We start from the raw sequence: 25,806 nt of genomic DNA on the forward strand, positions 1-25,806 counted from the left end.
CCCGCCGCGCTCGGCCCCGGCTTCGCGTCCCCTCCCTGCCCCCGGCCCGCCGCACGCGGGCGCGGGGCCACGGCGCCTCCCCATCCCCCGTCCGCCGTGCTTGGCCTCGGGTTCGCGTCCCCTCCCTGCCCCCGGCCCGCCGTACGCAGGTGCGGGGCCATGGCGCCTCTCCATGCCCGGCCCGCTGTGCGCGGGCTCGGGTTCGCCTCGCTCCCCCGTCCCCGGCCCGCCGTGCGCGGGTGCGGGTTCGCGGTGCTTCCTCTACGGGCCCGTCGGTGTTTCCTCCGGTGCTGTCCTCTGGTGCGGGATTCCGCTCCTGGTCAGTAGGTCTCGCATCGATTCGGCCGCCCTCGGGGCCGCGTCGCCGCAGCAGTTGTTGAAGAGGAGGTGGATCTCGGTGGCGGTCGTCGCCGCGGTGTGGATGTGGGGGAGCCACTCCTCGAGTTCCCGCTCGGTGTAGGTGTGGCGGAAGCGGTCTTCCTTGGTGCCGGTGCGCCAGTGGGGGCTGCGGCCGTGGAAGCGGACGATGGTGAGGTCGGTGGTGAGGGGAACGGGGTGCCGGGGCTCGGGGGTGTCCGTGGCCACCGCCGTGGCGTTCAGGTCTTTGAGGAAGGCGGTCGTACGGGGGGCGTTCGCCGGGTGCCACCAGGCGGGGTCGCGGAACTCCACGGCGAACGGCCAGCCTTGGGCGCGTTCGCGGGCGGTGCGGATGAAGGTCTCGGCCTCGGGGCCGGGGTGCAGGGAGGCCGGGTACTGGAAGAGGAGGGTGCCGAGGCGGCCGGAGTCGAGGAGGGGGGTCAGGGCTTCGGCGTAGCGGGTCCAGACTTCCGTGCGCAGGGTCTCGTTGCGGGGGTGGGTGCGCAGGTCCGGGGGGAGCGCCGCGGGGCGGGTGGGGTGGCCGGTGAGGAGGGAGAACGCCTTGACGTCGAAGCGGAAGCCGGGGGGTGTGCGCTCCGCCCACTGGGTGGTGGTGCGGGGGGACGGCAGGGCGTAGTACGGGGAGTCCGCCTCCACCAGGGGGAAGCGGGTGGCGTAGTGGCGCAGGCGTTTCTCCGGGGTGCCGGTGCCCGGTGGGTACCAGTCGCTCCTGAGAAGGTTCGGGTCGGTCCAGCCGCAGGTGCCGATGAGGATGTCCGCCATGGGGGCGGGGGTACCCGGCGTTCATCCGGTCTTCACCCGTGGGGTTGGCGCGCGTGGGGCGCGGGAATGTTGGCGTGTGCATGCTCTGTCCGCACCGCCAGCCGTCCATCCATTTTCCGGAGGTTGATGTGTCCGGCAGTTCCGTGTACCGCCGTGCCCGGGCCCTCGTGGCCGGTACGGCGGCCCTCGCCGCGGCCGCGGTCGGGCTGTGGACCGGGCTCGGCCAGGGGTCCGCGCACGCCGCGGGCTCCGTGCCCCGCCCGGACCACGTCGTGGTCGTGGTCTTCGAGAACCACGCGTACAGCCAGGTCATCGGGTCGTCCAGCGCGCCGTACATCAACTCGCTGAAGGCGGGAGGTGCCAACCTCACCCAGTCGTACGCCGAGACCCATCCGAGCCAGCCCAACTACTTCGCGATGTTCTCCGGCTCCACGCAGGGCATCACCGACGACAGCTGTTACACCCCGGGCTTCTCCTCGGCGCCCAACCTGGCGTCCGAGATGATCGCCGCCGGGCGCAGCTGGGCCAGCTACAACGAGACCCTGCCGAGCCAGGGGTCCACGACGTGCAGCAGCGGTGACTACGCGCGCAAGCACAACCCGTGGTTCGGGTTCAGCAATGTGCCGACGTCCAGCGCCAAGACGTTCGCGCAGTTCCCGACCGACTACTCGACCCTGCCCCAGCTGTCGTTCGTGGTGCCGAACCTGTGCAGCGACATGCACGACTGCTCGGTGTCCACCGGTGACACCTGGCTGAAGAACAAGCTGGGCGCCTACGCCACCTGGGCCAAGACCCACAACAGCCTGCTCGTCGTCACCTTCGACGAGGACAACCGGCTGAGCGGGAACCGGATTCCGACGGTGTTCTACGGGCAGCCCGTCGCCGCCGGGTCCTCTTCGAGCACCACTTACAACCACTACGACCTGCTCCGCACCCTGGAGGACACCCAGGGCCTGACCACGCACGCGGGCAACGCGGCCTCCGCCCAGGACATCACCGGGATCTGGGCGTCCTGACGTGTACGTAGCGGACAGTCGTGCCAGTACGTCCGCTCATGACGCCGTCCGGCCCCCGGCCGGGCGGCGCCGTGCGGCGGTCGCGCCGACCGTGCTCGCGCTGGGGACGGTGAGCCTGGTCACCGACATCTCCTCGGAGATGGTGACGGCGGTGCTGCCGTTGTACCTGGTGAGCGGTCTGGGTCTGTCGCCGTTGGGGTTCGGGCTCCTGGACGGCGTCTACAACGGGTTCTCCGCGCTCGTCCGGCTGGTCGGCGGGCACTTCGCCGACCGGGGCGGCGGGCGGCACAAGTGGATCGCCGGGCTGGGCTACGGCATCTCGGCCGTGTGCAAGCCGCTGCTGCTGGTGGCGCACTCGCTGACGCCGATCGGGGTCGTGCTCGCCGCCGACCGGACCGGCAAGGGGCTGCGGACGGCGCCCAGGGACGCGCTGATCTCGCTGTCCAGTACGCCCGGGACGCGTGGCCGGGCCTTCGGCGTGCACCGGGCGATGGACACCGCCGGGGCGCTGCTCGGGCCGCTGGTGGCGTTCTGGATCCTGCGCGCCACCGTGGACGGCTACGACGCGGTGTTCACCGTCAGCTTCTGTGTCGCCGCGGCCGGCGTGCTGGTGCTGGTGCTGTTCGTGCCGGGCGGGCAAAGCGCGCCGGCGGCGGGGCCCCGGCCGACGCTGCGGGCCGCGTTCGCCCTGCTGCGCCGCCGCGATCTGCGCCGGATCACCGTGTGCGCGCTGCTGCTGGGCCTGGCCACGGTCAGCGACTCCTTCGTGTACCTGCTGCTCCAGCGGCGGCTCGGGGTGCCCGACCGCTGGTTCGCGCTGCTGCCGCTCGGCACGGCCGCCGCGTTCCTGCTGCTGGCGGTGCCGCTCGGCCGGCTCGCGGACCGGGCGGGCCGCTGGACGGTCTTCCTCGCCGGTCACGGCGCCCTGCTCGCCGGGTACGGGCTGCTGCTCGGCTCCTGGCACGGCACGGCGCTGCCCTGGCTGGTGCTCGCCCTGCACGGCTGCTTCTACGCGGCCACCGACGGGGTGCTGATGGCCGCCGCCTCCGACATCGTGCCGGAGGGCCTGCGCTCCTCCGGGCTGGCCGTCGTACAGACCGGGCAGGCGCTGACCCGGTTCGCCTGCTCGCTGCTGTTCGGCGCGGCCTGGACGGTGTGGGGCGACCGCGCGGCGCTGGCCGGGGCGGCGGTGGCGCTCGTGGGGTGCGTGGCGTTCGCGCTGACGCTGCGTCCGAAGGGGGTGGTGGGCGCGTGAGCGTACGCAATCGGGTGCTGGTCCTCGTCTCGGCCCTCGCCGTGCTCGCGGCGGTCGGGCTGGCCGCCGTCCTGCACGCCTCCGCGCGGGCGGAGCGCCGTGACCACCCGCAGGCGGGCGGGCCGCGCGTCACGTCCGGCCCGGTGTCGCTGCGCGAGACCGGGCGGCTGGTGTTCCGGAACCTCGCGTGGGGGCCGCACCGGGACGAGCTGACGAGCGTCCCGGCGGACGACCCGGACGGGCCGCGCACCGCCGCCGGGCTGAAGTGCCTCAGGTTCTACGCCGCCGCGGGCACCGGAGTGTGTCTGCAGGCCGTGCACGGGCCGGTGTCGGACACCTACCGCGCGCTGGTCCTGGACGCCTCCCTGCGCATCCGGGACCGCTACGACGTGCCGGGCATCCCCTCCCGCGCCCGGGTCTCCCCCACCGGGCACTTCGCCGCCTGGACGGCGTTCGTGGGCGGCGACTCGTACGCGGGGACGGACTTCTCCACACGGACGGCGGTCGTGGACACCCGCAGCGGGAAGCTGATCCCGTCGCTGGAGGCGTTCCGGATCGTCAAGGACGGGCATCCCTACCGGGCGGCGGACGTCAACTTCTGGGGCGTGACGTTCGCGGACGACGACCGTACGTTCTACGCCACGCTGGCCACGAAGGGCCGCACGTACCTGGTCCGGGGCGACCTGCGCGCGCGTACGGTCACCACCCTGCACGCCAACGTGGAGTGCCCGTCGCTGTCCCCGGACGGTACCCGGGTCGCGTACAAGAAGCGGGTCGCGGGGCTGCCGAAGGACGCGCCCTGGCGGCTGTACGTCCTCGACCTGCGGACGATGCGGGAGACCGCGCTCGCCGAGCCGCGCAGCGTGGACGACCAGGCGGTGTGGCGGGACGCGCGCACGCTCGTGTACACGCTCCCCGGGGACTACGGCGCCGACCTGTACCAGGTCCCGGCGGACGGGTCGGGCCGGGCGCGGGAGATCAGCCCGGCCGCGGTGTCGCCGGCGTACCTCGGTTAGCCGCCCGCTTGCGGCAACGCGGTGGTGGGGCCAGCGCTGTCCGGGTGACCTGCCGTCCCGCCGCCCGGCCGCCCGGCGGACCGCGCCGGACACTTTCCGCGGCGGCGGCCGGGCGGCCGCCGGGAGAGGGCAGGGCACCAGATGAGCGAGAGCAGGATCCTGGTGGCGGTGCCGGAGCACCCGCGTGCGGAGGGTGCCGGCGCCGAGCAGTTGCGCAAGATCCGGGAGGCGGTGGAGGCGGACGGCTTCGGGGTGCGCTGGGCGGTCACCGCCGAGGACGCCGACGCGGTGCTGCGCACCGAGGCGGGCCTGGCGGCGGCCCTCGTGGCATGGGACCTGCCCGGGGGCGCGCGGGCCGGCGACGGTCCCGGGGCGGCGCTCGCCGGGCCGGCCGGCACCCTCGAGGAGAGCCCGGGCGGGGCCGCCGTACTGCGCCGGATCGGGCGGCGCTACCGGGATCTGCCGGTGTTCCTGGTCATGGCCGAGGAGGGCGTGCGGGAACTGCCGCTGTGGGTGTCGGAGACGGTCGTCGGGTACGTCTGGCCGCTGGAGGACACCCCCGGCTTCATCGCGGGCCGCATCACCAGCGCCGCCCGCCACTACCGGGAGGACGTGCTGCCGCCGTTCTTCCGGGCGCTGCGGCACTTCCACGACGCGCACGAGTACTCCTGGCACACCCCGGCCCACTCCGGCGGCGTCGCCTTCCTGAAGTCGCCCGCCGGGCGCGCCTTCCACGACTACTTCGGCGAGCGGCTGCTGCGCTCCGACCTGTCGATCTCGGTGGAGGAGCTGGGCTCGCTGTTCGAGCACACCGGGCCCATCGGCGAGGCCGAGCGCAACGCGGCCCGGGTCTTCGGCTCCGACCTGACCTACTTCGTGCTGCACGGCGACTCCACCTGCAACCGCCTGGTGGGCCACTTCAGCGTCACCCGGGACGAGCTGGCGCTGGTGGACCGCAACTGCCACAAGTCGGTGCTGCACGGCCTGGTGGTCTCCGGCGCCCGGCCGGTCTACCTCATCCCGACCCGCAACGGCTACGGACTGGCCGGCCCGCTGCCCCCGGCCGAGCTGGCGGCGGAGTCGATCGCGGCCCGGATCGCCGCGCACCCCCTCGCCGAGGGCGCCGCCTCCCGCGACCCCCAGTACGCGGTGTTCACCAACTCCACGTACGACGGCCTGAGTTACGACGCCGTACCGGCCGCGAAGGCGCTCGCGGCCAGCACTCCCCGGGTGCACTTCGACGAGGCGTGGTTCGCCTACGCCCGCTTCCACCCGCTGTACGCGGGCCGGTACGGCATGTCCGTGGACGAGGCGGCCTTCCCCGGTCCTCAGCGGCCGACGGTGTTCGCCACCCAGTCCACGCACAAGCTGCTGGCCGCGCTGTCGCAGTCGGCGATGGTGCACGTACGGCCGGCGCCCCGGGCCCCGGTGGAGCACGACCGGTTCAACGAGGCCCTGATGATGCACGGCACCACCTCCCCGCTGTACCCGATGATCGCCTCGCTGGACGTGGCGACGGCGATGATGGACGGGCCGCAGGGCGAGTGGCTGGTGGACGAGGCGGTCACCGAGGCCGTCCGGTTCCGGCAGGAGATGGTGCGGCTGGGGCGGCGGGTGGCGAGCGCCGGGGACCGGCCGCCGTGGTTCTTCGGCGTCTGGCAGCCGGAGGAGGTCACCGACCCGGCGACGGGCAAGCGGCTGGCCTTCGACGAGGCCCCGCCGGAGCTGCTGGGCCGGGAGCAGTCCTGCTGGCTGCTGGAGCCGGGCGCGGCCTGGCACGGCTTCCCCGGGCTGACCGAGGGCCACTGCATGCTGGACCCGGTCAAGGTCACGCTCACCTGCCCGGGGATCACGGCGACCGGCGAGATGGCCGAGGAGGGCATCCCGGCGCGGGTGCTGACGGCGTACCTGGCGACCCGGAGCATCGTGGTCGAGAAGACCGACAGCTACACCACGCTGATCCTGTTCTCGATGGGCATCACGAAGGGCAAGTGGGGCACGCTGCTGGACGCCCTGATGGACTTCAAGGCCCTCTACGACAGCGACGCCCCGCTGGACCGCGTCCTGCCCGAGGCGGTCGCCGCGCACCCCCGCCGGTACGCGGGCATGACCCTGCGGCAGCTGTGCCAGGAGATGCACGACCAGCTGCGCTCGGCCCGTCTGGTGGAGCTGCTGGACACCGCGTTCCAGGAACTCCCGGAGCCGGTCCACCCGCCGCAGTACTGCTACCAGCGGCTGGTGCGCGGCGGCACGGAACGCGTCCGCATCGCCGACGCGGCGCACCGGGTGGCGGCGGCGATGGTCACGGTGACCCCGCCCGGCATCCCGGTCCTCATGCCCGGCGAGTCCACCGGCACCCCCGACGGCCCCCTCCTGCGCTACCTCACCGCACTGGAGACCTTCGACCGCCGCTTCCCCGGCTTCCGCAGCGAGACCCACGGCGTGACGATCGACGAGGACACCGGGGACTACGAGATCGAGTGCCTCAGGCAAGACTGACGTCGTGCCCCCTGCCGGGTGCCGTCACGGCTCCTCGCGGACCACTCCGACCCGGCACGGGGGGCGGCTCACGGGGTCCGCTGGCCGGGGACGGGCCGGGATCGGCGGCCGGCCCCGCGCGGCGCGTGCACCCGGCCCCGCACGGGCAGACCCCAGGCCCGGCGGATCGACCGCAGCAGCGACCTGGCCGTGTACGGCGACACGGCCAGCTCCTGCCTGGCTTCGGCAAGCAGCTGCGGATCCCCTTCGGGAGACGCGTACGCCCTCTCGCTGCGTCTGGTGAAGCCCTCCGTTCCGAAGATGTCCAGCAGGGTGAGCGAGAAATAGGCGTAGGAAGACGCTTCGACCAGCAGCCTCGAGGTCTCGGCCTCGAGGTGCGGAAAGTCGCCGGAGAAGTCGAACTGGCGCCGGCCCTCCGCGAAATCGGTGAGATCCCGGCGCAGGGCGCGCATGTCGCCGGCGCCCGACTTCAGGCGCGCCATGAGCCTCCGGAAGGACTCCAGCACCGGACTCGCCGCCTCGGTCCATTCCTGCCGGCTGAGCAGGACACGGAAGCCCGACAGGGTCTCGTACAGCTCGTCGAGGACCAGCATCCGGGAGATGTCCGACAACTCGACCGTACCGGCCTTCGTCTCCGTCTCCATGACGCGGCGGCCGTAGCGCACCAGGTCTCTCGGGATGCCCCCGGACAGGGCGTGCACCAGGGCCACGTACGGGGCCGATATGCCGGGGGCCCGCTTCTGCAGAATCATCCCGGACTGCGCGAGGGTGCCCGGCTGCACGTGGACGACGTCGTCCAGGGAGCTGTCGGTGGCGTCCCGGTAGGGCAGACCTCTGCGGACGAAAGCGGCCCCGACGTCCTCGGCCACCGAGACCAGGTAGTGGACATGGGGGACGCCGAAGACGGCCTTCACCTCGCCGAGGAAGGCGAGCGCCTTCGCGTCGCTGCCCAGCCGGTCCAGCTCGTCGATGGCGATGACGGTCCGCTTGCCTTGCAGGGACCTGGTCCGGGCGATGTCCGCCAGCAGTTCCCGGAAGTCCGCGACGAGTGCGGGAAGGTTCGGCGGGACGGTCGTGACGGCGGTCGCGTGCGAGCTGCCCACGGAAACGATCGGGGAGGCGCCGAGCGTGAGGGTGGAGGTGGTGCTCTGGACGGTCCGCAGTCGGTACAGCTGGTTGCGGCACCGCCTCACCAGGTCGGACTCGCCCGGCTCGGGACTCCACTTGCCGATCTTGATGAGCGCGATACCGGTCAGCACGGACAGGACGCGTACCGGATTGTCGTCGTCGGTGACCAGGTCGCGCAGGGCCTCGTGACGGACATAGACGCAGGCGATGCCCGCCACGCTCAGCAGACGCCAGGCCGCGCGAATCCGCCGACGGGGAATGTCCCACCGGCCGATGGACATGTGCCCGACATTGCCATGGGAGTCGGAGAACAGGTACGGCAGCGCGCAGATCATGAGGGACACGGACGCGAAGTCGTCCGCCAGGAACCGGTCCCAGTCGTGTTTCAGCTCCGGGTCGCGGAACAGGGAGACGACCGGCACGGCGACCAGTGTCAGGCCGAGAGCGGCGGTGCCCCATACCCAGAAGTCTTTGAGTGTCCGCAGAACGACCCGGTTCTTCCTCGATCTCCAGACCATGACTCCCAGCAGGGCGAGTGCCAGCCCCGCTCCGATGTTCTCGCCGCGCCAGACATCGGCCACGAGGCTCGTCACCTCGTCCAGGAAGTGACGCGTCCCCTGGGTGAGGAGCCGTCCGTGCCGCTGTTCCAGGGAGCGCAGCGCGGCGAAGGTGCCGAGGCCGATCAGGAGGGCCGCCGGAAGGGCGTAGGACAGCCATCCGGTGGTGCGCCTCACCCAGGGCATCGCCCGCCGCACGGCTCGCCCCGTCGTGGTGATCCGCGTGAAATCGGGGACCTGGTATCCCTCACTTTTGATATAGCGCTCGCACACGGCGGAGAACAGGGAGACGAGGAAGTCCTGCGGGGCGAAGGTCGCCGGCGCGGAGGTGATCACCGAGAAGTCGTTCCCGGCGACACAGTGTTCGAGGAGGGTCGTCTTTCCGGAACCCCTGGGGCCGCAGATGGCGATGGTCCCGCCGTCCATGTACCCCATTTTGCGAGTCAGCTGCTCCGCCTCCGCGCTGGGCACGAAGTAGGCGTGACCCGCAGTGGTCCTGAATCCCTCATAGTTGTCCGGGAACAGCAATTCGTCCGGGTCGTCACCGAGAAGGGCGTCCAGCACCCGTTTCATCAGCGGTTTCACTCCGTAAACCCGGAGGTCTTCCGCCCAGATGTTCCCCGCCCGGCCGGCCCGCAGCGAACGGAAAGCCTGCACGGGGGCCAGGCAGATGACGGCCGACGTCAGGCCCAGGGTGCGCCGGTCGTCAGGCCGCAGCAGTGCGGCCAGGGTCGCGACCGCGGCCAGGGTGGCGGCCACGTAGACGATGAAGCCCGGCCTGTCCTGTAACCACAGCGACAGGGTGAGGAGGCAGAGGGCCGGGGGGCTGCCGGTCCGCCAGCTCCAGGTCATCGCCTGGAGGCGATCCGCTTGGTCGGTGTCGGTCTTCCGGGAAGCGGACAGCTGCGCGCGGAAGGTGTCCAGAGCCGGCCGGACGGGCGCCAGGGCGCGCATGACGTTGAGCTCGGCGGCCATGGCGGAGCGAATGGCCTCGGCAGTGGCGCCCGGGCGTGCGCCGAGGCGCCTGGTGATGTCCGGCTCCTCGAGACAGAGTTCCACGGCCTTGCCATAGATCTCCGCTTCCGCGCGGTCTTCCCACACCACGCCGAGCAGCCGCTCATGAAGCGAGCGGTACCGGTCGTCCATAGATCCCCCTCCGCGATGGGCGTGGATCATAATGACGCCCGCCCGGGGAAGACATCTTTCGATGCGCGTACGGTTTCGCGTACGACCGGGACGGGAGAGGGGCCGGCGGTCCCGTGACCGCCGGCCCCTCTCCCGAACGGGAAGCGGCGCCTACAGCACCGGCAGGTTCTTCCGCAGCTCGAAGGCGGTGACCTCGCTGCGGTACTCCTCCCACTCCTGGCGCTTGTTGCGCAGGAAGAAGTCGAAGACGTGCTCGCCGAGGGTCTCGGCGACCAGGTCGCTGCCCTCCATGAGGGTCAGGGCCTCGCCGAGGTTCTGCGGGAGGGGCTCGATGCCCATCGCGCGGCGCTCGGCGTTGGACAGGGCCCAGACGTCGTCCTCGGCGCCCGGCGGGAGCTCGTAGCCCTCCTCGATGCCCTTCAGGCCGGCGGCGAGGAGGACGGCGTAGGCCAGGTAGGGGTTCGCGCCGGAGTCCAGGGAACGGACCTCCACGCGCGCCGAGCCCGTCTTGCCGGGCTTGTACATCGGGACGCGGACCAGGGCGCTGCGGTTGTTGTGGCCCCAGCAGATGTACGACGGGGCCTCGCCGCCGGCGCCCGCCGTGCGCTCGGAGCCGCCCCAGATGCGCTTGTAGGAGTTCACCCACTGGTTGGTGACCGCGGAGATCTCCGCGGCGTGCCGGAGCAGGCCCGCGATGAAGGAGCGGCCGACCTTGGAGAGCTGGTACTCGGCGCCGGACTCGTAGAACGCGTTGCGGTCGCCCTCGAACAGCGACAGGTGGGTGTGCATGCCGGAGCCGGGGTGCTCGGAGAACGGCTTCGGCATGAACGTGGCGTGGACCCCCTGCTCCAGCGCCACCTGCTTCATGACCAGGCGGAAGGTCATGATGTTGTCGGCGGTGGACAGCGCGTCGGCGTAGCGCAGGTCGATCTCCTGCTGGCCGGGCGCGCCCTCGTGGTGGGAGAACTCCACCGAGATGCCCATCGACTCCAGCATGGTGATCGCCTGGCGGCGGAAGTCCATGCCGACGTTGGTCGGGGTGTGGTCGAAGTAGCCCGAGTTGTCGGCCGGGGTGGGGCGGGAGCCGTCCAGCGGGCGGTCCTTCAGCAGGAAGAACTCGATCTCGGGGTGGGTGTAGAAGGTGAAGCCCAGGTCGGAGGTGCGGGCGAGGGCCCGCTTGAGGACGTAGCGCGGGTCGGCGAAGGACGGGGAGCCGTCCGGCATGAGGATGTCGCAGAACATGCGGGCCGTGCCGGGGGTCTCCGCGCGCCACGGCAGGACCTGGAAGGTGGCCGGGTCCGGCTTGGCGATCATGTCGGACTCGTAGACCCGGGCGAAGCCCTCGATCGCGGAGCCGTCGAAGCCGATGCCCTCGTCGAAGGCCTGTTCCAGTTCGGCGGGGGCCACGGCGACGGACTTGAGGAAGCCCAGCACGTCCGTGAACCACAGGCGTACGAACCGGATGTCGCGCTCCTCCAAGGTCCGGAGCACGAACTCCTGCTGCTTGTCCATCTTCCGCTTCCCCATCCTTGCTGGTCAGGCCGCCTGTCCCCGTACTGCGGGAGGCGGTCGGGCACCTGAGCATCCCACCACAACAGCGTTTCACGCGCGTTGCGGAGCGTGATCGCCCGGGCGTCCTCGCGCCGAAGGCCTGCTGTACGGCACGTGTACTGCGCTCTCGCCCATCTTGCCTGTTCGCACCGCCATCCGTAATGGGCGGCCGGAACGTCCTCTACCGGCCGGAGGCGGCCTCGATCACCGTGTCCAGCAGGGCCCGGGAGCGCTGGAGGTCCCGGATCATGCGATCGATGCGGGCGCGTTCCACCGTCAGTTCGCTGACCAGGCACTCGTCGGCGGGCACGGTGGGCCTGCCGTCGCTGTCGCGCATGCACGGCAGCAGTTTGGCGATCTTCGAGCTGCACAGCCCCGCCGCGTACAGCTCCTGGATGCGCCGCACCCGGTCCACCGCGGCCTCGGTGTACTCGCGGTGGCCGCCCGGGGTCCGCCGGGCCGACAGCAGGCCCTCCTGCTCGTAGTAACGCAGTGAGCGCTCGCTCACTCCGGTACAGCGGGCCAGTTCCCCGATGCGCATGATGCAGATCACAACTTTCCGGCTTGAATCTGACACTGGCGTCAACTTTTACGGTGTTCCCATGATGTATGGGACCACCTCCTACCTCACCGGCCGCCACACGGCGGTACGGCGCCGGCTCCGCACGTCCCTCCGGGCCGCGGCCGGCCGGTAGCGGGCCGCGCGGGGCGTGGACGACCGGCGGTGGGATCACCGGCGGCGGGGCGGCCGGCAGTCGCGAGACGACCGCCCGCGGCAGGACGGCCGGCAGCGGCGGGACGATCGGTTTCCACGGCCGGCGCCCGGATGCCGGACCCTCCCGGGCGGCGGCCGGGGCGCGCGAGGCCGCGCGTCCGGTCGCCCCGGTCCGTACCGCCGCCGCCACCGCCGATCACGCGGTGGGGGCCGGTAGGCGCCACGCCGGCTCCGCGGTACGGAGAAGGTCCGCCGCCGAGGCGTCCTCGCCCGCCGGATTCCTCCCCGGGTGACACCTCCCGCGCCCGGCGTCCGCCAGGACGCCGTCGGGCGCCGGGCGCCGCCTGAACCTCTGCACGATCCGCACCACAAGGAGAAAGCCTGGTGAACACCGAGCCCGAACACACCGTCCACGGACCCGGCCTCACGATCCCGCTGACCGCCGACGACGCCCAAGTGCTGGGCGAGGACGCGGAGTTACTCGCCTCGCTGTTGAGCCAGGCGCTGCACGGCATCGCGCTGTTGCGCGCGGGGCGCGCGTCCGTGGAGGACCTCACGGAAGCCATCGAACGGACCACCGAGCTGATGGAACGGCTGAACGGGATCCGGCGGGCCGAGGTACGCGAGTTCGCCGCGCAGAAGGGCACGCACGGCGCCCTGGCCAGGGCGATGCACCTCACGAGCCGTGCGACGGCCCAGTCCCGCCGCAGGGCGCTGTTGCGGGAGGTGCCGGACGTGATGGAGGAATGGGCCGTCGGCGAGCAGGACTGGAGACCGGAACCGGACTGGAGACAGGAACCGGACTGGGGTCAGGACTGAGGAGGGGCGGGATCGCCGCCCGGTCTTCAGGGCGTTCGAGCCGCCGGGTGTTCAGGCCGTTCGAAGAGGGCCGACGGGGTCCTGGGTGCCGGAACATGGCACGGGTGAGCCCCGACGGGGTCCCACGCGCCGCCACATGGCGCGGGTGAGCCCCGACGGCCCCGCCTTCCGGCGCCGCGCCGCCGCCACGGCAACGGCCCGAGCCGGACCGTTGTCATGGACAGCGATCCGGCTGACGGGGGGGAACAGCGACCGGCCGACGGGGGGAACGGCGCCTTGTCAGTGCTCCACGACCTGGGCTTCCTTCGCCCCGGCGGCGACGCCCTGGGCGGCCCGCGGGCTCTCGACGGGTTCCTGGGTCTTCGCCGGCCGGTCGGCGAGCTTGAGCCAGACCACACCGACGATGATCACGCCGAGCCACACGGCCTGGACCGCGGTGAGGGACTCGTCGAAGAAGACGGGGCCCAGCAGCGCCGCGCCGGCCGCCCCGATCCCCGCCCAGACGGCGTAGCCGATGCTGACGTCGATGGTGCGCAGCGCGACGCTCAGTGCCCACAGGGTGAGCAGGAAGAACACGACGGCGACCAGCGACCAGGTCAGCCGGGTGAAGCCGTGGCTGCCGCCGACGGAGAGCGCGTAGCCGATTTCGAAGACTCCGGCGAGCAGGAGCGTGAGCCAGGAGTTGGCGGAGGAGCGGCCGGTGTCGGACATGTGGGTAGGTCCTCTCGTGAAGGGGGATGGATTGCGGGTGGGCCGCTCAGGCGGCGCCGCTGAGCTGGAGGCCGACGACGCCGACGATGATGGCGAGGATGCCGAGCGCCTTGCGCCAGTTCAGGCGCTGGCCGAAGACCAGCGCGCCGAGCAGGGTGATGCCGACGCCGGCGACGGACGTCCAGATGGCGTAGCCGACGCCGACATTGAAGGTCAGCAGCGCCTTGCTGAGGAAGAAGGTCCCGAGGGCACCGCTGACCAGGGTCGCGATGGTCCACTTGCGGTTCTTGAAGCCCTCGGCCTTGCCGGCCGCGATGGCGACGGCGATCTCGAAGATGTCCGCGATAGCGAGGTAGAGCCACTGCATGAGAAGTCCTTGTGTTCGGTGGAGGCCGGGCTTACGGGGGCAGCCGGCCGTGGAGGGACGCCGTATCGGGCGAACGGTGGTGGCGACGGTGGAGGGGTGGTCCGTCGGGGCGCCGGCGGGAGGTCACACAGCGCCGCGAAGCCCGGGCCGGCCGGGACGGTCGGGACGCGTGCCGCGCCCGCCGGGGGCGGCGGGGCGCCGGGGTGTCCGGGCGTTTCGTTTCGGGTCAGCAGCCGTCGATCCCGCAGGCGGCACCTCGGGCGACGGCCTGTTCGGCCTGGGCGTCGAGCACGGCCTTGCGGACCTGGGCGACGGTGGGGACGCCTTCCAGGCGGTGGCGTTCGGCGATGATGATCGTGGGGGCGACGGAGACGCGGTACGCGGCGGCGGTCCGCAGCGCCTCCTGATGGGTCTCGGTATAGGTGCCGGCGGTCAGCGCCTCGGCGAATCCGGCCCTGTCCAGGCCCAGTTCGGCCGCGATGTCGGTGAGGACGTCCAGCCGGCCGATGTCCCGGTTCTCCTGGAAGAAGGCCCGCAGCATCCGCGGGGTGTACTCCGCGGCCTTGCCGTGCTCGGCCGCGTACTGGTAACCCTCGAACGCCAGCCGGGTGTAGGGCTGCGGCGAGACGGTGGGCAGGGTGATGTCCACGCCCATCCGGCGGGCCATCGGATACACCGAGCGGGCCCAGATCGCCGGCAGGTACTCGTCCTCGGGCCGCAGCGTCGGGGTCGGGTAGGGCCGCAGCTCGAACGGCATCCACTCGATCTCGACGTCCAGGTCGTGGGTGGCCTCGTGCAGCGGGCCCTCGGCGAGCATGCAGAACGGACAGACGTAGTCCGACCAGACCTTGATGCCGACCTTGCCGGTCTCCGTCCCGGTCACACCGGTCTCCGTCCCGGCCACACCAGTCTCCGTCCCGGTCACACCGGTCTCCGTCCCGGTCACATCCGCCTCCGGTTGAGGGCGAGGAATTCTTCGAACGGCTTCGTCGCTTCCGGCAGCGGCAGCGAGGTGACCTCGATCTGCCAGTCCGACGGGTCCTTGGCGAAGATCGAGTACGACCCCGAGTAGTCGAAGCCGTAGCGTGCGGCCGTCTCGCGGTCGGCGACGTGGACGATGTGGCCGACGTTGAAGTGCAGCGAAGCCATGTAGCACAGGGCGCAGGGCTCGCCGGAGGCGATCAGTGTGGCCCCGGCGGTGGCGTGCAGCCCGTACGTGGCGGCGGCCTCGCGCAGGGCGACCACCTCGGCGTGCGCGGTGGGGTCGTCGTCCTCGCGGACCCGGTTGACGCCGGTGCCGAGGATGCGGCCGCCGTTGACCACCACACCGGAGAACGGGATGCCGCCCTTGGCGACGTGTTCGCGGCTGATCCGTACCGCCTCGCGGGCGTACTCGGTCAGCTCGCTCTCTGAGAGTTCGAAAGTGGACATAGGTGCTCCCCGCCTCAGACCGTGGCCGGGCGGCGCGGAAGGCCGCCGCCGGGGAGCGGGACGGAGGGGACCGTCCGTAAGGACGCGCACTCCCCCTCCGGCGTGCTCGCGGATGTCATGGGATCCAACACGGGAACCTCCATATTTGCTTGTACGTGCATATTACGGCGACCCATGGCGCCCGGCGATAGGGGTCTGGGAGCAGCACGAAGCTTGCATGAACATGTATCTTGTTGTCAATGCGCCGCTGAGAAGGAGCTGCACCATGACCACGACCTCCTATACGCCGGCTGCCGCCTCCGACCAGGCCATGTGGGGGAAGGTCCTCGCCCTGCACGCGCAAGTCGAGCGCCGGCTCACCCAGGCCCTGCAACGCAAGCACGGCATCGGGCTCTCGGAGTTCCGCGCCCTGGAGTGCCTGGTCCACGCGAAGGCCGGCGAGCTGCGCATGCAGGAACTCGCGGACAAGGTCGGGCTGGGGCAGAGCTCGGTGACCCGCCTGGTCGGCAGGCTCTTCTCGGCCGGTTTCGCCTTCCGCGACCTGTGTCCGGGGGACAAACGCGGCGTCTACGCCGTCATCACCGACGAGGGCAAGGAGCGCTACGCCGACGCCCGCGGCACCTACTCCGAGGTCCTGAGCGCGGCGCTGAACACCGCCGGCGCCACCCCTGAGCTGGCCGGGACGGTCCAGGCGCTGCGCAGCGCCCATTGAGCGCGCCGCCGCCCACCGCCTCCGACCCAGGCCCCGGCACCGAAAATTCACCGAAAGCCGCCCACGGGCGGCTTTCGGCGTTTGCAGCCCCCCTTCGACCCCGCCCCTGACGGGCGCCCGGCCCCGCGCGCCCACGGCCCTTCCCGGCGTCCCGGCACCGAGACGACAGGCGTTGCAGCCGAAACACTTGGTTACCCAAGCAAATACGGAGCGCAACCGTCCACGACAGCGGTGTGAGCTGCATCACTGTATGCAGCTCAATAACATGCTTGATTCTGCATACAGCTCCGGTACGGTTGATCCCGCCTCGATCACGGGGAGTGACGCAGAGCCTTTCGTACGGTAACCATCGGGCTCCGCGGTTTCTCTGGCGCGACTCATGCGCCGCCTCCCTCCGGTTCTGATCACTTTCGCTTGTACAGGTGCACGACTTGGCAGGTGCACGAATGGGGGAACCATGTCTTTGTTACGCCTTTTAGACGTGCTCGCCGGGCACGCCCGGCGCCGGCCCGATCAGGTCGCCCTGATCCGGGGCGAGCAGCAGGTGACGTACCGGGAACTGGCCGGTCTCGCCGAGGACTTAGCCGGCGCCCTGGACGGCCTCGGGCTCGACCGGCGGCAGCCGCTGTGCGTGCCCGCGCACAAGACGCCCGCGACGATCGCCCTGCTCATCGGCGCCTTCCGGGCCGGTTACGCGGTTCTCGCGCCCTCGCCCGAACTGGGCTCCGCCGCCCGTGCGGCGCTCGCCGCGCAAGCCCGGTGCTCCCTGGTGGTGACCGTCGACGACGAAGGGGTGCTCGACACCTCCCCGGTCGTCCCGGACGAGCGGGCCGCCCGGGGCTTCGACCCCGTGGACCCCGCCACCGCGCCCCTGCTGCTCACCACCTCCGGCTCCACCGGCACGCCGAAGATCGTGCCCATCCCCAGTGACGCCTTCGAGCGGTTCGCCGACTGGGCGGCCGGCCGGTTCGGCCTCACCGAGCGGGACACCCTGCTGAGTTACGCGCCCCTGAACTTCGACCTCTCCCTGCTCGACGTCTGGACCGCCCTGTGGCTGGGCGCGCGCTGCGTCCTCGTGGCGCAGGAGTCCAGCGCGGACGCCCGCCACCTGCAGGAACTGGTCACCCGGCACGAGGTCACCTTCGTCCAGGGCGTGCCCATGCTGCACCGGCTGCTCACCCAGGACGGTGCCGTCCATCCGACCGTCCGCACGGTGATCTCCACCGGGGACGCACTGCCGCGGACGCTGCTGGAGCAGCTCGGCACGGCCTTTCCCGCCGCCGGCTTCCACAACGTCTTCGGGTGCACCGAGACCAACGACAGCTTCATCCACGACATCGATCCGGCGCGGGCCGGCGAGGAGACCCCCATCGGCCGGCCGCTGCCCGGAGTGCGGGCGCTGCTGCTCGACGACGAGGGACGGATCCTCGACGGTCCCGGCACCGGTGAACTCCTGGTGACCACTCCGTTCCAGACCCGCGGCTACCTCGAACGCTCCCGCAACGAGGGCGTGTTCGTGCCCGCCCCCGACGGCGGCGACGAGGTCTTCTACCGCACCGGCGACCTCGTCACCCGGGACGCCGACGGCCTGTACCGGCTGCGCGGACGCACCGACTTCCAGGTCAAGGTCCGCGGTGTGCGGACGAACGTGCAGGAGGTCGAGAACGTCCTGGCGGCTCATCCCGACGTCGCCGAGGCCGCCGTCGTGGCGATCCCCGACCCCGAGGCCGGCTACCGGCTGCACGCCCAGGTGACCCGGCGGCCCGGTACGTCGCTCACCTCGCTGCGGCTGCGCACGCACAGCGCCGAGCGGCTGCCGCGCCACGCCATTCCGTCCTCCGTGCTCGTGGGCGACGTCCCGCTGCCCCGCACGTCCACCGGAAAGCCCGACCGCAACCTCATCAAGGCAGCACGACAGAAGGAAAACCACTCATGACCTCCCTGGCAGAAGAGATCCGTGGCTATGTCGTCGCCGAGTTCCTCGACGGCGAGGACACGGCGGACCTGACCGCCGACTTCGACCTCATCACCAACGGTGTCGTCGACAGCCTGGGCGTGGTCCGGATCGTCTCGCACCTCTCCCGGACCTACTCGATCCCGGTCGACGACATCCCCCTGGTCCCGGACAACTTCCGCAGCATCGGCGCGATGTCGGCGTTCGTCGAGGACGCGACCAAGGCCGCCGTCTGAGCCGGCGTCCGCCTTCCACCCCATACACCCGAAGGTGCTCCCGGAGCGCTCCTCGGAACTGTTCCGGGAAGACCCCTCACACCCAAGGAGACTGACATGATCGTCCGCAGCATCAGCGAGCTGGCCCCCGTCGAGTGGGGCAACGGCACCAGCCACCGTCTGCTCACCGAGGCCGACGGCATGGGGTTCACCGTGTGCGAGACCCTCGTCCGCAAGGGCACCCAGAGCGCCCTGCAGTACCGCCGTCACCTCGAGGCCTGCTACTGCACGGGCGGTTCCGGCGAGGTCGTCACGGCGTCCGGTGAACGCTTCAAGATCACGGAGGGCACCATCTACGCCCTCGACGAGCACGACCCGCACTACCTCATAGCCTCCGACTACGAGGACCTGAGACTGGTCTCCGTCTTCAGCCCGGCGCTGCGCGGCGACGAGAAGCACACGCTGTCTCCCGACGGCTTCTCCCAGTACTGAGTTCCCGCGGCGCGGGGCCCGCTCCGACGGCGGAGCGGGCCCCGGCCCCGGCCCCGATCAGCGACGTACCGGAAGGCAGCACCCGCATGACACCCGCACCGTCCGCACCGCGGACCTCGGACACCGGCACCGGCACGGACACCGGAACGGACCTGTACACCCTGGCCGCCCCCTGGGCGGACGAGCTCAACCGCGACCTCGACGAGTGGGACGCCCGCGCCGAGTTCCCCTGGGACAAGTGGAAGGCGGTCCAGCGCTCCGGACTGCTCACCGTCCCCTTCGAGCCGCGCTACGGCGGCCGTGGCGCCGGCCTGACCGACACGATGCGCGCCCTGGAGGGCTTCGGGCGCACCTGCCGCGACGCCGGCCTCGGCTTCTCCGCCTCCACGCAGATCGTCAGCGTCGGCGTCCCGCTTCAGGCGTTCGGCTCCGAGGAGCTCAAGTCCCGTTTCCTGCCCGGGATCGTCGCGGGCGACCTGATCACCGCGCACGCCATCACCGAGCGGGACAACGGCTCGGACGCCCTGAACATCTCCACCACCGCGGTCCGGGACGGCGACGACTACGTCATCGACGGCGGCAAGATGTTCATCACGAACGCGCCGATCGCCGACCTCTTCCTGCTGTACGTGCGCACCGGCGCGCCCGGCCCGTTCGGTCTGAGCGTCTTCCTGGTCGAGCGGGACGCCCCCGGCCTGAGGGTCGGTGAGCCGCTGGGCAAGATGGGGCTGCGGACCTCGCCGCTGGCCGAGGTGACCTTCGAGGGGCTGCGCGTGCCCGCCGCCCGACGCATCGGCCAGGAGGGCGCCGGCTTCCTGATCCTCGACCACGTGATGAAGCGGGAGGTCCTCTTCTCCTTCTCCCTCACGCTGGGCGAGATGGAGCACCGTCTGGAGCGCGTGGTCCAGTACGCCAAGTCGCGCCGCCAGTTCGGCGAACCGATCGGCTCCTTCCAGGGGGTCTCGCACCGGATCGCGGACATGAAGATCGCGGTCGAGACCGCCCGCAAGTGGCTCACCGACACCGGTGCCAAGGTGGCGGCCGGCCGGGACGCGTCGATCGACGTCGCCGCGACCAAGACCGTGGTCAGCGAGGCCAACAAGCGCACCGCGCTCGACGCCGTGCAGATCTTCGGCGGCCAGGGCTACCTCACCGCCACCGGCATCGAGCGGGACGTCCGCAACGCGGTCGGCGGAACCATCTACTCCGGCACCAGCGAGATCCAGCGCAACCGCATCGCCTCCCTCCTGGGCCTGTGATCCGGGCCCTGACGAAAGGATCAGCATGACCGCGCTCACCGCGGACGACCTGCGACGACTCACCGCGCCCACCGACTTCCTCGACTACGAGAGCGACTCCGTCCAGTCCTTCGTCGACGAGGCGGTCACCGACCGCGGCGCGGACAAGCGCCGGCTGGCCGTGGAGCTCTACTACGCCGTCCGCGACGAGGTCTTCTACGAGGTGTACGGGGCCGACCTGTCCGAGCGGGGGCTGCGGGCCAGCCACACCGCGGCCACCCGCAAGGGCTTCTGCCTGCACAAGTCGGCGCTGTACGCGGCGGCCTGCCGGGCCGTGGGCATCCCCGCCCGGGTCCACTACGGCGATGTGCGCAACCACCTCGCCTCGGACCGGCTGCGCGCCCACATCGGCGGGGACGTCTTCTTCCACGGCCTCAACTCCGTGTATCTGGACGGCAAGTGGGTCAAGGCCACCCCGGTCTTCAACAAGCTCCTGTGCCGGCTGTACGGGATGAAGCCGCTGGAGTTCGACGGCACCGCCGACAGCCTCCACCACCCCTTCGACGACCAGGGCCGCCAGAGCATGGAGTTCCTGACCGACCACGGCGGCTTCGACGACGTGCCCTACGCGTTCGTGATGGCGAACATGCGCCGCAAGCACCCCGGCTTCCTGGACGACTCCGGCACCGGCACGGTCCGCGGCGGCTCGCTGGCCGCCGAGGCGTCCGTCTGACCCGGCCCGACGACAAGGAGACACCGAGATGAGCACCATCCGAGCGCAGAAGGACGGCTGGGAGGCGCGGGCGCGCGTCGGTGTGGTCGTCCCGCACGCGGACGTCGGTCCGGAGTCGGAGTTCCAGGCGATGGCGCCCGAGGACGTGTTCGTGCACGGTTCGCGCGTCCACTTCGGCGCGATGCGGGCCGGCGGCGAGATGGACCCGAAGATCCCGCACGACCCGGTGCGGGCCTTCGTGGAGCCCCCGCACATCGACGACGCGGTGGAGCTGCTGGCCGCCTCCCCGCTCGACGTGATCGCGCTCGGCTTCACCAGCTCCGCCTACGTCCTCAAGGCGAGCGGCGAGAAGGAGCTGTTCGCCCGGCTCGAACAGCGCACGCGGGGCCTGCCGCTCACCGGCACCACCACGGCGGCCGTGGCCGGCTTCACCGCGCTCGGCGCCCGGCGGATCGCGCTGGTCAACCCGCCGTGGTTCGACGACCGGCTCTCCGGGCTCGGCGCGGACTACTTCACCGAGCAGGGCTTCGAGGTCGTCCACCACGGCCCGTGCGGGCTGCCCAGCAACCAGAAGCTGATCACCCCGGAGGCGCTGTCGGAGTGGATCCGCTCCACGGTCGCCCGGCACCGGCCCGACGCGGTCCTGGTGGCCGGCAACGGCATCCGGGCGGTGGGTGTCATCGACGCCCTGGAGCGGGAGCTGGACTTCCCGGTGCTGACCGCCAACCAGGTGCTGTTCTGGCACGCCCTGCACCTGGCCGGGGCGCACGAGACGGCCGAGGGGCTCACGGGGTACGGCAGGCTGTTCGGCACCCGGCCGGCGGGAGGCGCGGCATGAGCCTGCTGGCGGCCGACGGACACGTGGCCCTGTTCGTCACCGACGAGGGCGACGCCCGCCAGCTCCCCCTGGTGTGCTGGCGCGACAACGGCACCGCCGTGCACGGCATGGTCCTGTACCGGGGGGCGCTGCGCCAGGCCGAGCAGGTCCCGGGCTTCCGCCGTTATGCCGGTCCCCTGGAGCACGACACCCCGGCGCCCCACGGGTACGCCTCCCGCTATCCCCTGGAGAGCGACACCCTCGTGCGGCGCGGAAACGTCTCCTTCCACCCCTGACGGCGGGCTGACGGGCGTGGAGGGGGTGAGCGACTCCACGCCCGTTTAATTTGCATCTTATATGCAACTTTTCATAGCGTGACGGTGACCCGACATCTCATGAGGAGTCGTGATGCTGACCGAGCAGTCCGCAGCCACCGTCCGCGCCACCCTGCCCGCCGTCGGCGCGGCCATCGGCGAGATCACCGAGCGGTTCTACGACCGTCTCTTCGCCGCCCACCCCGAACTGCTGCGGGACCTGTTCAACCGCGGCAACCAGGCCGCCGGCACCCAGCGGCAGGCCCTCGCCGGCTCCATCGCCGCCTTCGCCACGCACCTGCTGGACCACCCCGACCGGCGGCCGGACGCGATGCTCGCCCGCATCGCCCACAAGCACGCCTCCCTGGGCGTGGCACCGGAGCAGTACAGCGTCGTCCACGAGCACCTCTTCGCCGCGATCGCCGAGATCCTCGGCGAGGCCGTCACCCCCGAGGTGGCCGCCGCCTGGGACGAGGTCTACTGGCTGATGGCCAACGCGCTCATCGCGATCGAGAAGCGGCTCTACGAGGAGAGCGGCGGCCCGGGTATGCGCCGCTGGGAGGTGGTCGAGCGGGTCGAGGAGACCGCGGACGTCGTCACCTTCCGGCTGCGCCCGGCGGACGGCGGCCCGGTCACGGCCTTCCGCGCCGGTCAGTACGTCTCCGTCGGCGTCACCCTGCCCGACGGCGCCCGGCAGATACGGCAGTACAGCCTGACCGGGGCGCCGGCCGAGTCGGTGCGCCAGTTCAGCGTCAAGCGGGTGCACGGCGGCGCCACGCCCGACGGCGAGGTCTCCACCCACCTGCACGCACACGTCCGGCCCGGTGACGTCCTGGAGCTGTCCGAGCCCTACGGCGACCTCGTCCTGGACGCCGGCGACGACACCCCGGTGCTGCTCGCCTCGGCGGGCATCGGCGTGACCCCGATGATCGCGATGCTGGCCGGCCTCGCCGCCGGCGGCCACCGCGGCCCGGTCACCGTGGTCCACGGCGACCGCTCCCCCGCCGACCACGCCCTGCGCGCCGACCACACCTCCTACGCCGGCAAGCTGTCCGACGCCGAGACGCACTTCTTCTACGAGCGGGACGCCGGGCCGGGCACCCGCACCGGTCTGGTCGACCTGGCGGACATCGCCGTACGGCCCGGCACGCGCGCGTACCTGTGCGGTCCGCTGCCGTTCATGCGCGCCGTCCGCGCCCAGCTGATCGACAAGGGCGTGGCCCCGGCCGACATCCACTACGAGGTGTTCGGCCCCGACCTGTGGCTGGCGCAGGGCTGACGGACGGCCTGACGCGCCCGCCGGGGGCCGACCGGGTCCCGGCCGCCGGCGTTCGGCCCATCGGCCCAGCCGAGTAGCACGCGGTGTGTCCGTCGCCCACGATGAGGCAACGAAACCCTCATCCCAGGGACGGCACCATGCCCACAGGACGACTCACCGGCCCCGCCGGGAGTACGCGACGGATCACCGCGGCGAGCGCCCTCGGCGGCGTCCTGCTCGTCGGCGCGCTCACCGGCTGCGGCGACGGCGGCGGTCAGGACACCGGTTCCTCGCCCCGTACCGGCACTCCCCGTACACCGAACGCCTCATCCTTCAGCGGAGAACTGCCGTCGGCCCTGGCGTCCTCGGCGTCCGCGGCCGTCAGCTCGGCGAGCGTCTCGGCCTCCGCGGCGGCCTCGTCCGCCTCGGCGCGCGCCTCGGAGTTCGAGGCGTCGGTGGAGGCCGAGACCCACCGCAGGAACGCGGCGGCGGAGAAGGAACTGAAGAAGGTCCACGGCCGCGGCAACGCGCTCGCCGAGGTGGGGATGACGGGCATCCCCACGGCGGAGACCGGGGGCGTGCTCGCGGTTCGGATCACCATCACCAACAAGACGGACAGCGAGGCGTCGTATGCCGTCCAGGTCGACTTCAAGAACGCGGACGGCAAAGTCGTCGAGACCCGGTACACCGGCGCCGAGCGTCTTCGGCCGGGCAAGAACGAACAGCCGATCGTCTTCAGCCATCAGCCGCCGGAACCGCGTCTGACGCCGGTCCTCGCCAAGGCGCAGCGCTACTGAACCCGCTTGTCCCCGTCCGCCGGCCCCCGTGAGATACCGAGCAGCAGGGGGCCGGTCGGGTCGGTGACGATGTCGGCGACGGTGACCGGGTCCAGGGTGGCGAAGAACGCTTCCTGGGCCCGTCGCAGCGCTCCCCGCAGCAGGCAGCCGGAGCGCAGCGGGCAGCCCGGCGTGCCCTCGCAGTCCACCACGTCGCCCTCGCCCTCGAAGGTGCGCACCACCGCGCCCACGGACGCCGTGCGGCCCTTGTCCGTCAGCGCCAGCCCGCCGCCCCGGCCCCGGCGGGCGTCGACCAGGCCCAGGTGCTGGAGCTCGGCGACCACCTTCGTGGCATGCGTGTACGGCACGTCCATGTCGGCGGCGACCTGGCGGGTCGTGGGGGTGGCGTCGGCCGCGACCGCGAGTCGCATCAGGACGCGCAGGGCCAGATCGGTGGAGCGCAGCAGCCGCATACGGCGAGCGTAGGTAATGCGCACCCTGGCGCCAAATCATCCCCGCCGCCGTGAGATCCCTACGGAAGTCGCCCCTTCCCGCATTACGATCAGCGAGCCCCACCGTCCCCACCCACTCCTCTCGCGAAGGACACGTCTCATGGGCTCCGGCAAGAACAGCAGCACCGCCGCGCGCAAGGCGCGCATAGACGAGATGCGGCGCGCCGAGCGTGCCCGGGACCGCCGTAACCGGATCCTCGCCATCGCCGCGAGCGTGGTGGTCGTCGCCGGTCTCGTCGTCGGCGGCGTGGTGCTCGTGAACTCGCAGTCGGACGACAAGGACTCCACCGCGAGCGGTGACGCCAAGGGCTCCGGCGACTCCGGGCACTTCACCACCGGCAAGGACGGGGTGCGGACCTGGTCGGGCAAGCTGGCCCGTACCCATGTGACGACCAAGGTGTCGTACCCGATGCACCCGCCGGTCGGCGGCAACCACAACCCGGTCTGGCTGAACTGCAACGGTGACGTGTACACCGAGCCGGTGCCGGAGGAGAACGCCGTGCACTCGCTGGAGCACGGCGCGGTCTGGGTGACGTACACCGACAAGGCGCCCAAGGCGGACGTCGACGCGCTCGCGGCGAAGGTGAAGAGCACTCCGTACTCGCTGATCAGCCCGTACGAGAACCAGGACGCCCCACTGCTGCTGTCGGCGTGGGGCCACCAGGTGGCGGTCAAGAGCGCGAAGGACCCGGAAGTGGACAAGTTCTTCCAGACGTACGTGCAGGGTGACCAGACGCCCGAGCCGGGCGCCTCGTGCACCGGCGGGGTCATGAAGTGAGCGGGCGTTCCATCGGCTGGGTCGCCGGGACCGCGGCGGCGGTGCTCGTCGCGGCCGGCGCGATCACCTACGCGGTCGCCCAGGACGGCGGCGACTCCACGACGCGGACGCCGGACGCGCGGTCGGCCGACGCGGGCTTCGCACGGGACATGGCCGTCCACCACCAGCAGGCCGTCGAGATGTCGTACATCGTGCGGGACCGCACGAAGGACGAGGAGGTGCGCCGGCTCGCGTACGACATCGCGCAGACGCAGGCCAACCAGCGCGGGATGATGCTGGGCTGGCTGGATCTGTGGGGGCTGCCGAAGGTGTCGGCCGACCCGCCGATGACGTGGATGGGCATGGGCGACATGCCTCCCGGCAAGGACGGCGCGCTGATGCCGGGGATGGCCACCAACACCGAGCTGAAGAAGCTCCAGTCGCTCGACGGCAAGCAGGCGGAGGTCTTGTACCTCCAGCTGATGACGGAGCATCACAAGGGCGGCATCCACATGGCCGAGGGCTGTGTGGAGAAGTGCACGGTCGGGGTGGAGAAGCGGCTCGCGCAGGGCATGGTGGACGCGCAGCAGTCGGAGATCGAGCTGATGGCGGGGATGCTCAAGGAGCGGGGCGCACGCCCGCGTTCATGACACAAAGGGCGAAATCGCCCCGCCTGA

At 71.5% G+C, this 25,806-nt stretch carries 26 protein-coding genes; 17 read left to right on the plus strand and 9 right to left on the minus strand.

The genetic code is table 11. The features are described 5' to 3' along the window. Positions 1–261: 261 nt before the first annotated feature. Positions 262–1,140 (minus strand): DUF72 domain-containing protein, encoded by an 879-nt coding sequence (locus IE251_RS37960; RefSeq protein ID WP_189757502.1) that lies wholly within the window; start codon positions 1,138–1,140, stop codon positions 262–264. A gap of 128 nt (positions 1,141–1,268) precedes the next feature. On the opposite strand from IE251_RS37960, the gene IE251_RS37965 reads away from it, so the two are divergent. The 4 genes from IE251_RS37965 (at position 1,269) to IE251_RS37980 (ending at position 6,926) form a co-directional block, all read left to right on the plus strand. Next, on the plus strand, positions 1,269–2,156 hold the full coding sequence (locus IE251_RS37965) for an alkaline phosphatase family protein (protein ID WP_189757503.1): 888 nt from the start codon (positions 1,269–1,271) through the stop codon (positions 2,154–2,156). Position 2,157: 1 nt separating this feature from the next. After that, the gene (locus tag IE251_RS37970) at positions 2,158–3,411 is read left to right on the plus strand and encodes an MFS transporter (RefSeq protein ID WP_189757504.1); all 1,254 of its coding nucleotides are present in this window, start codon (positions 2,158–2,160) and stop codon (positions 3,409–3,411) included. Beyond that, positions 3,408–4,427 carry a TolB family protein gene (locus IE251_RS37975; RefSeq protein ID WP_189757505.1) on the plus strand — a complete coding sequence of 340 codons (1,020 nt, stop codon included), beginning with the start codon at positions 3,408–3,410 and terminating at the stop codon, positions 4,425–4,427. The genes IE251_RS37970 and IE251_RS37975 overlap by 4 nt, the downstream gene beginning before the upstream one ends. A gap of 141 nt (positions 4,428–4,568) precedes the next feature. After that, the gene (locus IE251_RS37980) at positions 4,569–6,926 is read left to right on the plus strand and encodes an Orn/Lys/Arg family decarboxylase (RefSeq protein ID WP_189757506.1); all 2,358 of its coding nucleotides are present in this window, start codon (positions 4,569–4,571) and stop codon (positions 6,924–6,926) included. A 68-nt stretch (positions 6,927–6,994) separates the two neighbouring features. On the opposite strand, the gene IE251_RS37985 is transcribed toward IE251_RS37980, so the two are convergent. The 3 genes from IE251_RS37985 to IE251_RS37995 all read right to left on the minus strand — a co-directional run bounded on the left by IE251_RS37985 (position 6,995) and on the right by IE251_RS37995 (position 11,849). After that, on the minus strand, positions 6,995–9,757 hold the full coding sequence (locus IE251_RS37985) for a P-loop NTPase fold protein (protein WP_189757507.1): 2,763 nt from the start codon (positions 9,755–9,757) through the stop codon (positions 6,995–6,997). Positions 9,758–9,907: 150 nt separating this feature from the next. Next, the gene (gene glnA2, locus IE251_RS37990; RefSeq protein WP_030791417.1) at positions 9,908–11,269 is read right to left on the minus strand and encodes a gamma-glutamylpolyamine synthetase GlnA2; all 1,362 of its coding nucleotides are present in this window, start codon (positions 11,267–11,269) and stop codon (positions 9,908–9,910) included. Positions 11,270–11,489: 220 nt separating this feature from the next. Beyond that, positions 11,490–11,849: a MerR family transcriptional regulator gene (locus tag IE251_RS37995; protein WP_189757508.1), complete on the minus strand. Its 360-nt coding sequence runs from the start codon at positions 11,847–11,849 to the stop codon at positions 11,490–11,492. 558 nt (positions 11,850–12,407) lie between these two features. On the opposite strand from IE251_RS37995, the gene IE251_RS38000 reads away from it, so the two are divergent. After that, positions 12,408–12,842, plus strand: coding sequence for a hypothetical protein (locus IE251_RS38000; RefSeq protein WP_189757509.1), 435 nt, complete (start codon positions 12,408–12,410; stop codon positions 12,840–12,842). A gap of 279 nt (positions 12,843–13,121) precedes the next feature. Here the strand turns inward: IE251_RS38000 and IE251_RS38005 are convergent, their stop codons facing one another. From IE251_RS38005 to IE251_RS38020, 4 genes are all read right to left on the minus strand, one after another. Then, entirely contained in the window at positions 13,122–13,553 is a 432-nt protein-coding gene (locus IE251_RS38005) for a DMT family transporter (protein WP_189757510.1), read from the minus strand. A 46-nt stretch (positions 13,554–13,599) separates the two neighbouring features. Further along, complete coding sequence (locus IE251_RS38010) at positions 13,600–13,920, minus strand: DMT family transporter (RefSeq protein WP_030791407.1); 321 nt, start codon at positions 13,918–13,920, stop codon at positions 13,600–13,602. Between the two features lie 226 nt (positions 13,921–14,146). Beyond that, complete coding sequence (locus IE251_RS38015) at positions 14,147–14,803, minus strand: DsbA family oxidoreductase (protein ID WP_229897122.1); 657 nt, start codon at positions 14,801–14,803, stop codon at positions 14,147–14,149. 59 nt (positions 14,804–14,862) lie between these two features. Beyond that, positions 14,863–15,351 (minus strand): nucleoside deaminase, encoded by a 489-nt coding sequence (locus IE251_RS38020; RefSeq protein WP_189757511.1) that lies wholly within the window; start codon positions 15,349–15,351, stop codon positions 14,863–14,865. Between the two features lie 265 nt (positions 15,352–15,616). Here IE251_RS38020 and IE251_RS38025 point away from each other — a divergent pair, with 265 nt between their 5' ends. The 10 genes from IE251_RS38025 to IE251_RS38070 all read left to right on the plus strand — a co-directional run bounded on the left by IE251_RS38025 (position 15,617) and on the right by IE251_RS38070 (position 23,881). Next, positions 15,617–16,063: a MarR family winged helix-turn-helix transcriptional regulator gene (locus tag IE251_RS38025; protein WP_189757512.1), complete on the plus strand. Its 447-nt coding sequence runs from the start codon at positions 15,617–15,619 to the stop codon at positions 16,061–16,063. A gap of 457 nt (positions 16,064–16,520) precedes the next feature. Continuing rightward, positions 16,521–17,999 (plus strand): AMP-binding protein, encoded by a 1,479-nt coding sequence (locus IE251_RS38030; RefSeq protein WP_189757513.1) that lies wholly within the window; start codon positions 16,521–16,523, stop codon positions 17,997–17,999. After that, complete coding sequence (locus IE251_RS38035) at positions 17,996–18,253, plus strand: acyl carrier protein (protein ID WP_030791393.1); 258 nt, start codon at positions 17,996–17,998, stop codon at positions 18,251–18,253. Before IE251_RS38030 ends, IE251_RS38035 begins: the two co-directional genes overlap by 4 nt. Positions 18,254–18,349: 96 nt before the next feature. Continuing rightward, on the plus strand, positions 18,350–18,724 hold the full coding sequence (locus tag IE251_RS38040; protein ID WP_189757514.1) for an ectoine synthase: 375 nt from the start codon (positions 18,350–18,352) through the stop codon (positions 18,722–18,724). A gap of 86 nt (positions 18,725–18,810) precedes the next feature. Continuing rightward, positions 18,811–19,983, plus strand: a complete 1,173-nt coding sequence (locus IE251_RS38045) for an acyl-CoA dehydrogenase family protein (protein ID WP_189757515.1) — start codon at positions 18,811–18,813, stop codon at positions 19,981–19,983. Positions 19,984–20,008: 25 nt separating this feature from the next. After that, positions 20,009–20,695: a transglutaminase-like domain-containing protein gene (locus tag IE251_RS38050; RefSeq protein ID WP_189757516.1), complete on the plus strand. Its 687-nt coding sequence runs from the start codon at positions 20,009–20,011 to the stop codon at positions 20,693–20,695. A 28-nt stretch (positions 20,696–20,723) separates the two neighbouring features. Beyond that, complete coding sequence (locus IE251_RS38055; RefSeq protein ID WP_189757517.1) at positions 20,724–21,533, plus strand: maleate cis-trans isomerase family protein; 810 nt, start codon at positions 20,724–20,726, stop codon at positions 21,531–21,533. Further along, positions 21,530–21,808 (plus strand): DUF6253 family protein, encoded by a 279-nt coding sequence (locus tag IE251_RS38060; RefSeq protein WP_189757518.1) that lies wholly within the window; start codon positions 21,530–21,532, stop codon positions 21,806–21,808. Before IE251_RS38055 ends, IE251_RS38060 begins: the two co-directional genes overlap by 4 nt. 112 nt (positions 21,809–21,920) lie before the next feature. Continuing rightward, positions 21,921–23,105: a globin domain-containing protein gene (locus IE251_RS38065; RefSeq protein WP_189757519.1), complete on the plus strand. Its 1,185-nt coding sequence runs from the start codon at positions 21,921–21,923 to the stop codon at positions 23,103–23,105. A 137-nt stretch (positions 23,106–23,242) separates the two neighbouring features. Next, positions 23,243–23,881, plus strand: a complete 639-nt coding sequence (locus tag IE251_RS38070; RefSeq protein WP_189757520.1) for a hypothetical protein — start codon at positions 23,243–23,245, stop codon at positions 23,879–23,881. Here IE251_RS38070 and IE251_RS38075 read toward each other — a convergent pair. Further along, the gene (locus IE251_RS38075) at positions 23,875–24,333 is read right to left on the minus strand and encodes an RrF2 family transcriptional regulator (protein ID WP_189757521.1); all 459 of its coding nucleotides are present in this window, start codon (positions 24,331–24,333) and stop codon (positions 23,875–23,877) included. The two genes, IE251_RS38070 and IE251_RS38075, sit on opposite strands and share 7 nt — an antisense overlap. A gap of 139 nt (positions 24,334–24,472) precedes the next feature. Between IE251_RS38075 and IE251_RS38080 the strand changes: the two genes are divergently transcribed. Both IE251_RS38080 and IE251_RS38085 read left to right on the plus strand, forming a co-directional pair. Continuing rightward, on the plus strand, positions 24,473–25,150 hold the full coding sequence (locus IE251_RS38080) for a thioredoxin-like domain-containing protein (protein ID WP_189757522.1): 678 nt from the start codon (positions 24,473–24,475) through the stop codon (positions 25,148–25,150). Next, the gene (locus IE251_RS38085) at positions 25,147–25,779 is read left to right on the plus strand and encodes a DUF305 domain-containing protein (protein ID WP_189757523.1); all 633 of its coding nucleotides are present in this window, start codon (positions 25,147–25,149) and stop codon (positions 25,777–25,779) included. The genes IE251_RS38080 and IE251_RS38085 overlap by 4 nt, the downstream gene beginning before the upstream one ends. Positions 25,780–25,806 lie beyond the last annotated feature (27 nt).

Origin of the sequence: Streptomyces eurythermus (assembly GCF_014649115.1) — a bacterium.
Lineage (GTDB): Bacteria > Actinomycetota > Actinomycetes > Streptomycetales > Streptomycetaceae > Streptomyces > Streptomyces eurythermus.

Bases quoted from the DNA above. Each gene is read 5' to 3' on its own strand.
- IE251_RS38040 (WP_189757514.1), top strand. From the start codon at position 18,350: ATGATCGTCCGCAGCATCAGCGAGCTGGCCCCCGTCGAGTGGGGCAAC.
- IE251_RS37980 (WP_189757506.1), top strand. From the start codon at position 4,569: ATGAGCGAGAGCAGGATCCTGGTGGCGGTGCCGGAGCACCCGCGTGCG.
- glnA2 (WP_030791417.1), bottom strand. From the start codon at position 11,269: ATGGACAAGCAGCAGGAGTTCGTGCTCCGGACCTTGGAGGAGCGCGAC.
- IE251_RS38045 (WP_189757515.1), top strand. From the start codon at position 18,811: ATGACACCCGCACCGTCCGCACCGCGGACCTCGGACACCGGCACCGGC.
- IE251_RS38055 (WP_189757517.1), top strand. From the start codon at position 20,724: ATGAGCACCATCCGAGCGCAGAAGGACGGCTGGGAGGCGCGGGCGCGC.
- IE251_RS38035 (WP_030791393.1), top strand. From the start codon at position 17,996: ATGACCTCCCTGGCAGAAGAGATCCGTGGCTATGTCGTCGCCGAGTTC.
- IE251_RS37960 (WP_189757502.1), bottom strand. From the start codon at position 1,140: ATGGCGGACATCCTCATCGGCACCTGCGGCTGGACCGACCCGAACCTT.
- IE251_RS38030 (WP_189757513.1), top strand. From the start codon at position 16,521: ATGTCTTTGTTACGCCTTTTAGACGTGCTCGCCGGGCACGCCCGGCGC.
- IE251_RS37995 (WP_189757508.1), bottom strand. From the start codon at position 11,849: ATGCGCATCGGGGAACTGGCCCGCTGTACCGGAGTGAGCGAGCGCTCA.
- IE251_RS38025 (WP_189757512.1), top strand. From the start codon at position 15,617: ATGACCACGACCTCCTATACGCCGGCTGCCGCCTCCGACCAGGCCATG.
- IE251_RS38065 (WP_189757519.1), top strand. From the start codon at position 21,921: ATGCTGACCGAGCAGTCCGCAGCCACCGTCCGCGCCACCCTGCCCGCC.
- IE251_RS38080 (WP_189757522.1), top strand. From the start codon at position 24,473: ATGGGCTCCGGCAAGAACAGCAGCACCGCCGCGCGCAAGGCGCGCATA.
- IE251_RS38050 (WP_189757516.1), top strand. From the start codon at position 20,009: ATGACCGCGCTCACCGCGGACGACCTGCGACGACTCACCGCGCCCACC.
- IE251_RS37985 (WP_189757507.1), bottom strand. From the start codon at position 9,757: ATGGACGACCGGTACCGCTCGCTTCATGAGCGGCTGCTCGGCGTGGTG.
- IE251_RS38075 (WP_189757521.1), bottom strand. From the start codon at position 24,333: ATGCGGCTGCTGCGCTCCACCGATCTGGCCCTGCGCGTCCTGATGCGA.
- IE251_RS38010 (WP_030791407.1), bottom strand. From the start codon at position 13,920: ATGCAGTGGCTCTACCTCGCTATCGCGGACATCTTCGAGATCGCCGTC.
- IE251_RS38070 (WP_189757520.1), top strand. From the start codon at position 23,243: ATGCCCACAGGACGACTCACCGGCCCCGCCGGGAGTACGCGACGGATC.
- IE251_RS38020 (WP_189757511.1), bottom strand. From the start codon at position 15,351: ATGTCCACTTTCGAACTCTCAGAGAGCGAGCTGACCGAGTACGCCCGC.
- IE251_RS38005 (WP_189757510.1), bottom strand. From the start codon at position 13,553: ATGTCCGACACCGGCCGCTCCTCCGCCAACTCCTGGCTCACGCTCCTG.
- IE251_RS38060 (WP_189757518.1), top strand. From the start codon at position 21,530: ATGAGCCTGCTGGCGGCCGACGGACACGTGGCCCTGTTCGTCACCGAC.